The sequence below is a fragment of the Pseudomonas sp. FG13 genome, from assembly GCF_057809755.1.
On the sequence record NZ_JBMDKO010000001.1, the window covers coordinates 418,073 to 432,546 of the forward strand.

Here is a 14,474-nt window from a genome sequence, read left to right on the forward strand (position 1 = left end):
TACTCTTTCAAATGAATGGAATAAGTCGTAACTCAAACGTTGGCTTGCTTTTCCTTGGGTGACAGCCAGGGCTGGTCGTAGCGGTGCAGGGCGCGGGCCTGTTCCAGGGTGGCGCCATCGCTCACGCTCTGGATGATGTCTTTCTCAGTCTGCTCGACGGCCTGGGCGCGTTGGATGACCTGTTCGGCTTTGTCGGCAGGTATGGCGAGGCAGCCGCTGCTGTCGCAGATCACCAGGTCGCCCGGATTGACCGTGACGCCGGATATCTGCACGGGAACCTGGGTCGCCTTGAGCTGCACTCGGTTCTTCGCCGATTGCATGAAGCGGGCGCGACTGAACAGTGGGTAGTTCAGGCGTTGGACCGTATCGATATCCCGCGCGGCCCCGTCGATCAGCGTGCCGCGAATGCCCCGGCTTTTCGCGACGTGGGTCAGGATGTCGCCCCATGTCGTGCAGTCGGTGCGCCCAGGGTTGCTGGACACAATGATCGCGTCGGACGGCACCTCATCGATGTAGTTGGCAGCGGTCCTGAAGCCGCTTCGTTGATGCACGGGCTCATACAACACCGTGTAGGCGAAGCCCACGCAGCGGGTTCCCGGTACCTGCTGATTGAGACCTGCCAGGCCCCCGGCCAGTCCCAGGCTGTCGAGTGCGTCCGACAGACTGGCGGTGTCGAGTGCCTCGCAGGCTTTGAGCAGCGCATCGTTGTCTTTCACGGCAGGAGAAATGATCGCATTCATGCATGGGCTCCTTTTTTCAGGTCGTGCTTGTCCTGGTTTCTGGACTGCCGGGATGTCACCCCGTCAAGCAGTGCCGCCCCTTCGAGGGTTTGCTTGACGATGGCCGTCGCGACTTCGAAGGTGCTGGCCGTTCCGCCCAGGTCGTAGGTGCGGCAATCACTGCGTGCCACCTGGGCAACCGCGTTTCGAGTCGCTTGGGCGGCGTGGGCATGTCCAAGGTGTTCAAGCATCAGCGCGACGGACAGGAACATCGCGCTCGGGTTGGCCCGGTGCTGGCCTGCATAGGCGGGCGCGCTGCCGTGCACGGGTTCGAAGTAGGCTCCCTGGGCCCCGATGTTCGCGCTGGGAGCCAGGCCCAGGCCACCCATGACGCCAGCCCCGAGGTCGGAAAGAATGTCTCCGAACATGTTTTCCGCCACGATCACCCCGAAGCGCTCGGGCCGTCGGACCATCCACAACGCAACGGCGTCAACGTTATCGATGTTGCATTGGATGTCGGGGAAATCCGCAGCAACCGATTCCAGGATCTCTCGGGCAAACGCGCCGCTGTACCGCAGGACGTTGGGCTTGTCCGCCAGCGTGACGCGGTCGTAGCCTTGCTGGCGCGCGTGCTCGAACGCAAAGCGGAACAGCCGCAAAAGCCCTGCGCGAGTTTGCAGGCGCACCGTCATCGTGGCGTCGGTGCAGCTCTCGCGCGTCCACGGCGCTCCGTTGCGTTCGCGCTCAGCCAGTATCGGCTCGAAGGCTTGCGGAATGCTGGCGAAATCCAGCCCGGCGTACAGGCCTTCGGTGTTCTCTCGAATCACCGAAAAGCGATAGCGGTTATTACCCAGCACATCGGTAACAGGCCGCACGTTGGCAAACAGCCCGAGTTTCTGGCGAAGCTGGATTACTGGCGAAACATAAACCCGCCCGGTCCCCCTGAGTGTTGACGAAAGTTCTGCTTCTGCTTCACGAAGAGGCTTGCTGGTAATGGCTCCCAACAGCGTTGCGTTACTTTCGTTGATCAGGTCCCAGGTTCTATCCGGAATGCAATTTCCCTCTTTCTGCCAGCAGCTCCAACCGATATCTCCAAACTTCAGATCGATGGGCAACTCAAGGGCTTCAAATAGCGGCAGTACCGCCTCGGTGACTTCGACGCCTATGCCGTCGCCTGCCAGAACACATACTTGTTGGCGCTGGCTCATTAGCGAATACCTCCACTTGCAAGTGAGGGCGACAGAGTTGTCGGTAACGGCTTTATAGGTTTTTCCGATTTGCGGTTGCCTTGTTCATGCAATATTTGCAAAGCATGGAAAGTTGAAGCGGGGCGGTGCGCCTTTATCACTTCATCCAGGCGTTGCTGAACATCGAAGGGCATGTTGTAAGTGCCCATCATGACATCCGTCAGCGACAACGGAAGGCTGCTGGCCGGCACAGTGTCGGCGGTGAGCTGGGATAAATGCAGGGCGCTTACCAGATCATAGTCATTGCGAATACCGGCACGCTGCAGGTACGCGACAAACACACCCAAGTGCAGGTTGCCGGCTCCCTTTCCCATGCCGCAAATGGATGCATCGATGTATTCGGCCCCGGCATCCATGGCGGCGATTGAGTTGGAAAGCGCCAGGGAGAGATTGTTATGGGCATGAAAGCCCAGGGGAATCAGGACCCGGCTGGATATTCGCGTGATCAGCCGGTCGACATCGGTCGGAATCATGTTGCCGTTTGAGTCCGCAAACACCAGCAAGTCTGCCCCGGCGTTTTCCGCGCGCAGGCTCATATCGGATATTTCCGCGGGCCCCAGCGTCGTGACGTGCGTGATATTCGCGCTTACCTGGAAACCGTAGGACTTGGCTAGCCGCACGGTGGCCAGCCCATCTTCCAGGCGGTCGCGGCGCAGGCAAACCCTGATCATTGATACGCCATGCTCTTGAAGCAACTGGAAATCGCTGGCATCGACGTTGTGCGGGTGCACCATGACGCACAGGTCGATCCTACCCGCTGCGGCCGCATGGACCGCGTTCAGGTAGCGAGCGTCGACAGCACTGGTGAGACCATGCTCATGCTTGCGCACAAACGAACCGTTGCGGTAACCGATCTCGCAATAAGGAATGCCGGCTTCGATCATTTGAGAAATTGCAGATTGGGCGTAATCAACAGTAAAGTTGAAATCATTACGGTACCCACCATCTCGTAGCGTGACATCGATAATCTTTATCTGGTTCATGAATACAGTCCCTTTATCATGTTTCGAAGGCACGCAAGTGTGCCGTTTTTACTTCGAATAAACAGAGGCAACCAGGAGTAACAATGTCTTGCGCAGCCGAATACGTATAACAGTCTGCCGGTAGCGGCAACATTATTCATCGTACGGGCAGGGAGATTTATTATTGTAGGAATGCAGCGATACAGCTTTGTTTGAGGTCACGCTTTAAGCGGCAGCTAATTTGCCTGACCTAGTTCGATACTGGACAATATCCCACAGGTTGTAAACAGGTTGTTTTTAACAGCGACTGTTAAAAATTTCCCAGTCGAGTCGAACCATTCATTAGCGATGTTGCTGGGCAAAACAATGAATGACGAAGTCCATCATTGCCCGTATTCCGGGGGCATTTCGCATGTCGCGATGGACCACCAGCCATAATTCAGCATGTAATGGCTGCTCTTCGACCGGGACCCTTTGCAATCCACCTGAGGCATCGCTCATGAATACAGGCAGCAACGCGATACCAGCCCCCGCCCTGGCCGCTTCGGCCTGTACATCGAAGGATTTTACCCTTAACACCACGGGCCGTTGGCCTGCCGCATTCTCCAGCCAGATGCGCTGAGGGGAGGGTTCCTGCTCATCGTCATGGGCAATGAATTCATAGGCTGAAGCCGCTCGGTCCTGGAGATAGGAAGGTGCGGCGAAGAAGCCGAAGTCCAAGGTGCCGATCTTGCGCACGACCAGATCCGTCTCGGTCGGGCGCCCGACGCTGATTGCGATATCCGCTTCGCGCCTGGCCATGGAAGCCATGCGTGGGTTGGACAGGATCCGCACGTTGACGTCAGGGCATTGTTCCCTTAACCGACCCAGATGTGGCGCAATGAAGTGTGTCGTCAGGTGGGGAGGCGCGCTAAGGGTAATGTCCGCGACTTTATCGGTGCGAATCGCGCAGACCGCGCGACTCAAGGCACAAGCCGTTTCCTGCATGCGGTTACCCAATTGGGCGATTCGTTCGCCGTTTTCGGTCAACTCGTATCGGTGGCTGCGTCGGTCCACCAAGCGTATCTTCAGGGCCGTTTCGAGGGCGGCTATCCGTCGTGAGACGGTGGCGTGCTCGACGTTCAACGATCGTGCCGCAGCCGCCAGGGACCGTATCCTCGCAAAGGCAATGAAGTATCGAAGGTTTTCCCAGTCGAACTGGGTGCTGTCCACAGGGAAATCGACGGTTTGCGTGGCTGTGAGTGAGGTGCTGCTAACATCCATATCGTGACTCCGTCCGAGTGGTTCTGACCGATAGAAACTCCGCTGAGTTTGAAAAAGACCGTGGCTTGCCACGGTCTTCAATGAATGACTCTAGTGCAAAACCGCTTGGGTTTCCGGCGTAAGACCTGGCTGTCGCGCCCCGTACACGAGCACCTTGGTCGCGATTGTCGCGGCTGCCAACGCGCAGAAAACAAGGCCGCTGATGATGGTTCCTTCCATGCCCATGCGTGCCAGGAACCAGCCACCGGCAGTTGCGCCGAGCGTCACGCCAAGGTTGATGAACGAGATATACAGACCGGTAACAAATTCAGGAGCCTCCGGGGCTTCGGAGGTCAGCCAGACCTGGGTCACGATCAGGCCACTGGTATGGGTGGCACCCCATAGGACGATGATCAAGACCATCGGCAAGATGGCCGGGCTGGCAAAGAAATGCAGGATCAGGTACGACACGCCCAGCATGATCGGATGCATCAGCGTGGTACCTACCTTATTCCTGGACAATAAACGGCCCGCCAGCAGATTACCGGCCACACCGCCCACGCCGAACAGGATCAACAGGGCACTGATCACCTCACCGCTCATGCCGGCTTCACGAGACAGGTACTCGGCGCTGTAGGAATACACCGAAAACATCGCACCGAAGATCAGGGTGGAGGCCAGAATATTGAGCCACAGCGTCGGTTTGCGCAGGATAGCCAACTGTTCCCCGTAAGGCGTCCGCTGTCCGGCAAAGGTATCGGGTAGCCGGGCGATGATGCCCAGCCCGGCAATCACATTGACCACGGTGCAGAACAGAAAGGCCGCTTCGTAGGAGAAGCGAGCGGCGATCCAGGTGGTGATAGGCACGCCGAGAACCATGCCCATGCTGGTGCCGACAAATGCCTTGGCCGTCGCCTGCGTAGCCTGTTCCTTGGGATAGAGAGAGGCCACCGCGACGAACGCCAGCGAGAAATACACCGGATGGAAGAACGCCGGAATGATCCGCAGGACCGCCAGTGATCCGTAATTGGGCGCATAAGCCGACAAGGCGCTGGCGCCGGCGAAAATGAACAGTGACAAGGTCAGGATCCGCTTGCGGTTGTAACGCGAGAGCAACAGCACCATGAAGGGACCGAACACCGCGATGATCAGGGCGAACAGACCTACCAGATAACCTGCCTCCGAGGCGCTTACGCTGTAGCGTTCGATGATCACGGGCAAGATACCGACCACGCCGAACTCGATGGTGTAGACCCCGAACAGACCCAGGGCAATGAAGAACAACGGGTTGAACATTTTCATGGCCGGTCCTCCAGGGTCACGATGACTTTACCGAACTGCTCTCCGGCTTCCAGGTAACGATGGGCCTCGACGATTTCTTCGAAGGCAAAGGTCTTGGCGATCACCGGGGACAGGCTGCCATCAACCAGGCCGCTGGATACGAACCTCTTGCCTTGGGCAAACAGGACGGGATCGTTGACGATTTCATGCAGAAGGTATCCCCGCAACGTCAGGCTTTTTCCCAGCACGGTGAACAGCGGAAAGGGCGAAAGTTCGCTGCTCAGGGCGCCGTATTCGATGATGATGCCGCCGCGACAGGTGGCGTCCGCCAGTTGCTCGATAGCCGGACCGCCCACAGGATCGAAGACAACCCGTACGCCATTACCGGCGGTGATGTGCTCGACACGTGCTGTCAGGTCTTCCACGTCGCTGACGATCACATGGACGGCACCGGCTGCCAGCAGTTTGCGCACCTTCTCCTCGCCACGGGTCACTGCGATAGGAATCGCTCCTACCCGGTTCGCAATCTGGATGGCGGCCAGGCCTACGCTGCTCGACGCCGCGGTTATCAGCACGAAATCTCCCGCATCCAGCTTTGCCACGGGTAACAAGGCGCCCCAGGCCGTGAGATATTGCATCCAGACTCCAGCGGCCTGCTCCATGCTGAGCGAGTCGGGATGCCGGACCAGCATCGCCGCCGGGACGACCGCTTGCTCGGCATAGGTTCCCCATTGAGCGATGCTCGAAGGGGGGACCAGGCTGACCGGATCACCTATTTCAAAGTCGTGTACGGCGTCGCCCACGGCTTCGACGAAACCAGCAGCCTCGTACCCGAGTCGGCTGGGGAACTCAGCCTGTTCAAGGTATTGACCGCGCCTGAACATCGACTCGGCGCGGTTGAGACCGATGGCCCTGACTTTGATGCGAACCTCATTGGGTCCGGGCTGGGCGACCGGTAAATCCTCGATCCGCAGAACCTCTGGATCACCGTACTCATAAAACCGAACGACACGTGTCATGGTATTTCTCGCAAGGGTTGGGAACGTTTTCAGTCTAGGGGCGCGTCCAATGCAGAAAAACGCGCTGGAGTTCCGGTGTTAACGGATATATGTGTCCGCAATGGCAATCGGTTTTCGCTGTGGTAGCCGGCGGCCGACGCTGCGAACCAGCACGTAGAAGAGCGGGGTAAAGAGCAGCCCGAATGCAGTCACGCCCAGCATGCCGAAGAACACCGCGACGCCCATGGCCTGGCGCATCTCCGAACCGGCACCGGTCGAAATCACCAGGGGAACAACGCCCATCACGAAGGCAATCGAGGTCATCAGGATCGGTCGAAGCCTCAGCTTGCTGGCCTCCCAGGCGGCGCTCAGAGGGGTATGCCCCTGGCGCTCCAGATCCCTTGCAAACTCAACGATCAGGATCGCGTTTTTGGACGCCAGGCCCACCAGCACCATCAGGCCGATCTGGGTGAAGATGTTGTTATCGCCTCCAGTCAGCCAGACGCCCGCCAAGGCCGAGAGCACACCCATTGGCACGATCAGAATCACCGCCAGCGGCAACAAAAGGCTTTCGTACAGTGCCGCCAATACCAGGAAAACCAGTAGCGTGCTGACCGCCAGCACCCAGCCGGTCGCGTTACCGGCCAACCGCTGCTGGTAGGTCAGATCGGTCCACTCCATGCGTATGCCCTGGGGCAGGGTCTGCCGGGCGATGCGCTCGATGGCCGCTTCCGCCTGGCCCGAGGAATAGCCAGGAGCAGGCGCGCCATTAACGTCCGCCGCTGTAAACGCGTTGTAATGCACGACCATTTCCGGCCCGTAACCGGGGTTGACCGACAACAACGTCGATAGGGGCACCATGTCGCCGTATGCATTGCGTACCTTCAAGCGCGAGATGTCTTCGGGATTGGCCCTGAAGGGTGCATCTGCCTGCGCCCGAACCTGGTACACGCGCCCGAAAAGGTTGAAGTCGTTGACGTACAGAGAACCCAGGTAAATCTGCAGGGTTTCGAATACGTCTGTCACCGAGACGCCGAGCTGCTTGGCTTTGACCCGGTCGAGATCGACATCCAGTTGAGGCACGTTTATCTGGTAACTGGAGAACAGTGGTCCCAGTTCCGGTGCTTTGGCAGCCTCGGTCATGAACGCTTTGACCGCGCTGTCGAGAGCGACATACCCCAGGCTCGCCCGGTCCTCGATCTGCAATTTGAATCCGCCGAGCGTTCCCAGGCCCAGGACGGGTGGAGGTGGGAAGACCGCCGTGAAGGACTGCGCAATCCTTTTGAATTCGCCATTGAGGTCTGCCGCTATCCGGTTCGCTCCCAGCGCGTCGCCGGAGCGTTCGGCAAATGGCTTGAGAATCACGAAAATGATTCCGGAGCTTGAAGAGTTCATCAGGCCGTTGACGGACATGCCGGGAAACTCGAGGGTATGGGCAACGCCAGGGTGTTTGAGCGCGATGTCATTCATTTGCTGGATGACATGCTCGGTGCGATCCAGCGAGGCGCCGGCGGGCAGTTGGGCGAAGCCCACCAGGAACTCCTTGTCCTGGGCCGGAACGAATCCCGTCGGCAGGGTGTGGCTGAGCCATGCGCAGGCACACAGCAGAACGCCGAATAAGGCGAACGTCCTGCCTTTGTGTGCCAGGACCCCGCGCACGCCGGCGCCATAGCGGTCCTCGGCTTGCTTGAACCGACGATTGAAACCCTGGAAAAATCGCCCCATGACTTTGTCGATCCCACGCTCCAGTGGATCCTTCGGTGCGCCATGGGGCTTGAGCAGCAGGGCGCAGAGGGCTGGGGAAAGCGTCAGCGAATTGAACGCCGAGATCACCGTGGAAATCGCAATGGTCAAGGCGAACTGGCGGTAGAAGCCGCCGGAAAGACCGGGCATGAACGCCAACGGAATGAATACGCAAACCAGCGTCAGGGTGATGGCTATGATCGGTTTGCTGACTTCTGCCATCGCTCGATGAGTCGCCTGGTGAGGGGAGAAGCCTTGGCTGATATTGCGTTCGACGTTTTCCACCACCACGATTGCGTCATCGACAACGATGCCGATCGCCAATACCAGGCCAAACAGCGACAAGGCATTGATGGAAAATCCGAAAGCCAGCAAGAACGCCAGTGTGCCGACGACTGATATCGGCACGGCCAGCAGCGGGATGACGGATGCACGCCAAGTCTGCAGGAACACGATGACGACCAGCACGACCAGCACGATGGCTTCGAACAGGGTACTGATGACCGCGTCGATGCTGGAACGAACGAACTGGGTCGGGTCGAAGACGATTTTGTAATCGACGCCCGCCGGCATATCGGCCTTGGCTTGAGCCATGATCTCCCGGGCACGGGCAGAGATGTCCAGGGCGTTGCCGCCCGCCATCTGGAACACCCCGAAGCCCACCGCTGGCTGTCCGTCTACCAGCGAGCGAAGCGCGTAGGTGGAAGCCGCCAACTCGATCCGGGCCACATCGCGCAAATACGTCACGCCCCCGTCCGGCACCGTCTTGATGACGATGTTGCCGAATTCCTCTTCGGTTTTCAGGCGACCCTGGGCATTGACCGAGAGCTGCAGCGGGACGCCGGCGCGCATGGGCGAAGCGCCTATGACGCCGGCCGCGACCTGGATGTTCTGCTCCCGGATGGCCTGGACCACCTCACCGGCGGTAAGGCCTCGCTGCGCCACGCTGTCGGGGTCGATCCAGATCCGCATGGCGTAATCGCCGCCGCCCCAGATACGTACTTCGCCGACGCCAGGTATGCGCTCAAGCTGGCTCTTGATGTTCAGGATGCCGTAGTTGCGCAGGTAGTTGGCGTCGTATTCATTGTTGGGCGACACCAGATGGATCGCCAGGGTCTGGGTCGATGACGATTTGCTGGTGGTGACGCCCAGGTTCAACACGTCGGCCGGAAGGCGCGGCAAGGCCTCGGAGACGCGGTTCTGCACCAGTTGCTGAGCCTTGTCGGGATCGGTACCCAAGGCGAACGTCACGTTGATCGCCAACGTCCCATCGCTGTTGGCCTGGGATTGCATATACAACATGCCTTCCACGCCGTTGATGCGCTCTTCAAGGGGCGCGGCAACGCTTTCAGCCACCACCTTGGGGTTGGCGCCTGGATATTGAGCGTTCACCACGATCAGCGGCGGCACGACATCGGGGTATTCCGACACTGGCAAACGCGCCAATGAGAGGATGCCGGCCAACAATACAAGGGCGCTGAGTACGCCGGAAAAAATCGGGCGGTCGATGAAAAATCCGGAAATATTCATCACTGTTGCGCCTGTGGCTGTGACGGTGCGCGTACCGGCGCAACCTGGGTGCCCGGCGTCGCCAGGTGCAAGGAACTCACGACAACCTGTTCCTCGGGTTCGATACCTTGATCGATGACACGTAGCGCACCCTGGCGTATCCCAGGCTTGACCTGCCGGTACTGGACGCGGTCTTCGGCATCGACTACCAGCACGTACTTTTTGTCCTGGTCGGTGCCGATGGCGCTGTCGTCAACCAAGGTAGCGGGGCGGCTGGCACTGCCCGGCAGCAGCACCCTGGCAAACAGGCCCGGGCGCAGTTCCCCGTTGCTGTTGTCGAAACTGGCCCTGACCCGGATAGTGGCCGACCGGGTGTCCAGCCGGTTGTCCAGGGAGCTCAGCTTGCCTTTGCGCGGATAACCTTCTTCGTGGGCCAACCCGAGCATGACCGGTACCGCATCGCCCGCCGGGCGGCTGCCCAGGTAACGCAGAAAGGTTTGCTCATCCACGTCGAAGTCAGCGTAGATCGGCGAGATCGACACCAGATTAGTCAGGGCCGTGGATCGTTCGCCCACATCGACGATATTGCCCGGCGTCACTTCTACCCGTGACGCCCGACCGTCAAACGGCGCGAGAATGCGGGTGTGTTCAAGATCGAGCCTTGCCAGCTCGACCCTGGCCTGGGCCTCATTGACCCTGGCCTGGGCTTCGTTGGCGCTCTGTATGCGCTTGTCCAGGTCGGTTTTTGCGATGGCATTGCTGGTAATCAGATGCTCGTAGCGCTCCAGCTCTTTCTGGGCAAACACACTCATCGATCTGGCTGCCACAAGCGCGGCTTGAGCTTGTTGCAGCGCCGCTGCATAAGGCCGCGGGTCGATTTCGAACATCAGGTCGCCTTTACGCAGCATCGCGCCGTCCTTGAAGTGCACGCTGATGAGCGTGCCGGCCACTAGAGGCTTGATGACTGCGGTGTCGGTGGCGACCAGGCGACCGGTATAGCTTTGCCAGTCGACGACATCACGGGTGACGGCGGCCATCACTTGCACTTGGGGCAGCGGTGCGGGGGCGGGGTTAGCCTGGGCAACCGGCGACTTCATGCTGATCGCGAAGCCGGCAAGCGCCGCCAGCACCAATGCGCCCAGTGCCCAGGCGGGCACGCCGCTCAACCTGCGAGTAAACGATGACATGGCAAGCATCCTTTCTAAATGGAGAAAATCAGATTTGAGGGACACTCAATGGCCGCTCGATCGGCTTGGCCTTGCCCCAGCGCCGCATGGCGGGCTGCTCAACGAATTTGAATAGCAACCAGCCACCCAGGAGCGACAGGTAGAACGTGGCGGCAAGAATGAAAAACGCCGGTACAACGGCAAAACGTTGTCCGTCCAACAGTGAGGTCACACACGTCATGATCAGCAGGTGGATCATGTAGAACCCGAACGAAATCTCTCCCAGCCAAACCATCAACGGATGCCGAAACCAGGACTTGCGTTGCGCAACGTCGGCGGCAGCCAGGCTGGTGATCAGTAAGGCAATCGGGATGACAGTGGTGAGTGACAGCCTGTAGATAAAGGGCACTTCTCCTGCGAGGAAGTAAGCCACCGCCGCCAACGCCAGGGCCGGTGCCAGCGGGATGGAAATCCAGCGCCCCGTCGTCAGAATACGCGCCATCAACATGCCGAGAACGAACTCGAACAGCCGCAGTGGTGGAAAGAAGTAAGCCAACCACCACTGATTCAGGGAGATCGGGTATTCGGCGATCTGCGGTTGGTCGTTGACAGCTTCGGCAATGAGCCAGTGAGTTGCGGCCATGGCGCAGACCGTCATGCCGGCGGTTAGCCAAAGTCGGTTCTCAGGGACCTTCCACAACGCGCGCAGGAGGAACGGGAACGCCAGGTAGAAAACCAATTCGCAACACAGCGACCAGGACGGGCCGTTGACACTCAGGAACACCGACATATCCGGCACCCAGGCATGAACCAACAGCAGGTTGGGCAACCAGGCGCTGATGGCGGTCAGCGGTACGGCAAACAGGATCATCGCCAGGACGAAGGTGATCAGGTGGTTAGGGTAGATCTTTACCAGGCGTCGGCGCCAGAACGCCCCGAGCGTATCGTTCCTGCGGGCGGACCAGGTAATGACGAAACCACTGAGCATGAAAAAAAACGACACCCCAACCCACCCACCCACGCTGAACAAGCGCTGGAAGCCGGCGACGATGTGCTGGTCGGCAAACGGATTGAATCCGATGATCTTCGTCAGTGAGGCGTGAAAGAAGAACACCAAGGCTGCCGCGACAAATCGAAACCCCGTCAGGGAATCCAGTCGCACGTTGGCATGGTTGTGGTACAGGCGTGAATGCGTCATGAGTCGATACCTTTCAATAAAGATCCGCGGCACTGGCGAAGGCCTTGGTGCCTGGTCAATTCCATGGGGCAGGTAGCCAAAACAAAGCTGGACAACTCAAATTGCATTCGCATGAAGGCCGGCTCTCAAGCCGGTCTTTTCATGATGGACTCCTTATCGCAACGCCAGGCAGGCGTGATTCAAGCGCCGTATACGGCGTTGCACAGATCGACGGTGAACTGCCCGAACATCCCTTCGAAGGCGGTGTTGGTGAATGCCACGACGGAGATCTCTTGTGCCGGATCGACAAACCAGGAATGACCAAAAGCCCCGCCCAGGCGCCAGGTGCCGACCGACTCCGGCACCTGCGCCGCCTGTGGATCAGTCAGCACGGTGAACCCCAGGCCGAACCCACGGCCTGGCCAGTTGGCGAGTTCCAGGTCGCCGGTCTGGACGGTTCCCATTTCCTTGGCCAGACTCGCTGGCATGAGCGCGCCGCCGCCCTGGCGCAAGGTTTCCAACAGGGTCAGGAACTCTTCGGCGGAGCCGACCATCCCGGAACCTCCTGAAGGGTAGGCGCTGTTGTCGAGGGCCCGATCCGCCTCCATGCGGATGCCAGCGGTGTTCTCGAAAACCTCGATCACTTCGACGCCCTTCATGCGACGTGGCGCGGGATCGTCGTTCAGATAGGCAGCCGTCAGCCGGGAAGTGTCGACGACATTGAAACGGGTGTCGGACAGGCCGAGAGGCTCGCACACCAGTTGCGAGATCGCGTCGGCCAGGCTGGTTTCACACACCCGTGCGATCAGCGCGCCCAACACATCGGTCGCGATGGAATACCCCCAATGGGTGCCAGGGCGATACAGCAGCGGCGCGGTAGCCAGCCGCCGGATGTTTTCCTCCAGCGTCAGCGGCGCGCTTTCCAGCCCGTCACACACACCCGCCTGCGCATAAGCGCCGCCACCCTGGGCTTCGAGAAAACCGTAATTAAGGCCGGCCGTATGGCTGAGCAATTGTCGTAGGCTGATGGACACGCGGGTGCCGTCCGCCAGGGTTGGCTGGAACTCCGGTAACCACCGAGCGATAGGATCATCCAGGCCGATGCGGCCCTGGGCAACCAAGGCCAGGGCGGCCGCCGACGTGATAGGTTTTGTCACCGAAGAGAGCCGGAACAAGGCGTCGGTGCGCATCGGCAGGCCAGCCTCTCGGTCAGCCAGCCCCGCGGCGTTGCGATAGGTGATCTCGCCACGACGGGCGACCAGCACCACGGCTCCCACCAGGCGTTTTTCTTCGATGGCGCTGTTCAGTGCGGCGTCGATTCGCGCCTGCATGGGGTCAGTGGCGATAGCGCTGGAGTGTTGAATGGTTTCTTTGGCGGTCATGATCGCGATTCCCTGCTGTAATGGACGTCGCCATGCTAGGTCGCAGACGGCAGGGGAAACAGAGGCTAGAATTCCGGACACATCGGACGTTTCGTTCCGCAATGCATAACGCAAACTCAAGGAGAGAGCGTGGACAACCTCAGCGGAATCTCGGTTTTCGTCCAGGTCGCCGAAACCCGCAGCTTCGTCGCGGCGGGACGACAACTGGGCGTGTCGTCATCGGCAATTGGCAAAAGCGTCGCACGCCTGGAACAGCGCCTGGGCGTCAGGCTGTTTCATCGCAGTACCCGCAGCATCAACCTGACGACGGAGGGCATGCTTTTCCTGAACCGCTGCCAGCGGGTGCTCAATGAACTGGAAGCGGCGGAGCTGGAGTTGTCGAGCACCAGTAGCGAACCGCGCGGCAAGCTGCGCGTGAGCCTGCCTTTGGCCGGGCAGTTCCTGTTCACGTTGTTGTCCCGCTTTGCCAAGCGATACCCGGACATCCATCTGGAACTCGACTTCAGCGATCGCTTGGTGGATGTCGTGGAGGAGGGCTTTGATGCGGTGGTCAGGACCGGTGAGTTGAATGACTCCCGCCTGGTGGCGCGGCGATTGGGCGCTTTCCGTTTCCTGCTGGTTGGCGCCCCGGCCTATTTTCAGGCTCAGGGTACGCCCGCGGACGCCGACGACTTGAGCAACCATGACTGCCTGTTATACCGGGTGCCATCCACCGGCAAGCTTGAGCGCTGGCCGCTACCGGATAAAGCCCGCAACGGCGCGCAGGACCTGCGGGCCGTGCTGGTCTGCAACAATATCGACATGCTTTTCAACGCTGCGATCGAGGGTCGGGGCATCGCCTGCCTGCCGGAGTTCGCCGTCAAGGAGGCCCTTGAGTCCGGAGCGTTGAAGGCCGTGCTCACCCAAGAGGTAACCCGCACCATCCACTTCAGCGTGCTGTGGCCGCCAAACCGCTTCATCACGCCCAAGCTGCGCTGTTTCGTGGATTTTATTTCCGTGCATATGTAAGGGGCGCGGCGTGGAGCGATGGTGGGTGCAGGACAGGACC

General features: G+C 59.7%; 11 protein-coding genes. 1 reads left to right on the forward strand and 10 read right to left on the reverse strand.

The annotated features are described in order from the left end of the window. Window positions 1-32: 32 nt before the first annotated feature. The 10 genes from ACODTO_RS01865 to ACODTO_RS01910 all read right to left on the reverse strand — a co-directional run bounded on the left by ACODTO_RS01865 (window position 33) and on the right by ACODTO_RS01910 (window position 13,375). Window positions 33-740 (reverse strand): RraA family protein, encoded by a 708-nt coding sequence (locus tag ACODTO_RS01865; protein WP_489105873.1) that lies wholly within the window; start codon window positions 738-740, stop codon window positions 33-35. Next, on the reverse strand, window positions 737-1,927 hold the full coding sequence (locus ACODTO_RS01870) for an isocitrate/isopropylmalate dehydrogenase family protein (protein WP_489105874.1): 1,191 nt from the start codon (window positions 1,925-1,927) through the stop codon (window positions 737-739). The genes ACODTO_RS01865 and ACODTO_RS01870 overlap by 4 nt, the downstream gene beginning before the upstream one ends. Then, window positions 1,927-2,949, reverse strand: coding sequence for an aldolase catalytic domain-containing protein (locus ACODTO_RS01875; RefSeq protein ID WP_489105875.1), 1,023 nt, complete (start codon window positions 2,947-2,949; stop codon window positions 1,927-1,929). The genes ACODTO_RS01870 and ACODTO_RS01875 overlap by 1 nt, the downstream gene beginning before the upstream one ends. A 321-nt stretch (window positions 2,950-3,270) precedes the next feature. After that, complete coding sequence (locus ACODTO_RS01880; RefSeq protein ID WP_139642520.1) at window positions 3,271-4,191, reverse strand: LysR family transcriptional regulator; 921 nt, start codon at window positions 4,189-4,191, stop codon at window positions 3,271-3,273. 90 nt (window positions 4,192-4,281) lie between these two features. Beyond that, entirely contained in the window at window positions 4,282-5,472 is a 1,191-nt protein-coding gene (locus ACODTO_RS01885) for an MFS transporter (protein WP_139642088.1), read from the reverse strand. Next, window positions 5,469-6,470 (reverse strand): zinc-dependent alcohol dehydrogenase family protein, encoded by a 1,002-nt coding sequence (locus ACODTO_RS01890; protein WP_489105876.1) that lies wholly within the window; start codon window positions 6,468-6,470, stop codon window positions 5,469-5,471. The genes ACODTO_RS01885 and ACODTO_RS01890 overlap by 4 nt, the downstream gene beginning before the upstream one ends. Before the next feature lie 78 nt (window positions 6,471-6,548). After that, window positions 6,549-9,722, reverse strand: a complete 3,174-nt coding sequence (locus ACODTO_RS01895; RefSeq protein ID WP_489105877.1) for an efflux RND transporter permease subunit — start codon at window positions 9,720-9,722, stop codon at window positions 6,549-6,551. After that, window positions 9,722-10,888, reverse strand: coding sequence for an efflux RND transporter periplasmic adaptor subunit (locus ACODTO_RS01900; RefSeq protein WP_139642096.1), 1,167 nt, complete (start codon window positions 10,886-10,888; stop codon window positions 9,722-9,724). Before ACODTO_RS01900 ends, ACODTO_RS01895 begins: the two co-directional genes overlap by 1 nt. Before the next feature lie 28 nt (window positions 10,889-10,916). Beyond that, window positions 10,917-12,065 carry an acyltransferase family protein gene (locus ACODTO_RS01905; RefSeq protein ID WP_489105878.1) on the reverse strand — a complete coding sequence of 383 codons (1,149 nt, stop codon included), beginning with the start codon at window positions 12,063-12,065 and terminating at the stop codon, window positions 10,917-10,919. A gap of 179 nt (window positions 12,066-12,244) precedes the next feature. Continuing rightward, the gene (locus ACODTO_RS01910) at window positions 12,245-13,375 is read right to left on the reverse strand and encodes a serine hydrolase domain-containing protein (RefSeq protein ID WP_489105921.1); all 1,131 of its coding nucleotides are present in this window, start codon (window positions 13,373-13,375) and stop codon (window positions 12,245-12,247) included. A gap of 180 nt (window positions 13,376-13,555) precedes the next feature. Between ACODTO_RS01910 and ACODTO_RS01915 the strand changes: the two genes are divergently transcribed. Then, window positions 13,556-14,434: a LysR family transcriptional regulator gene (locus ACODTO_RS01915; RefSeq protein WP_489105879.1), complete on the forward strand. Its 879-nt coding sequence runs from the start codon at window positions 13,556-13,558 to the stop codon at window positions 14,432-14,434. The last annotated feature ends 40 nt before the right edge of the window (window positions 14,435-14,474 follow it).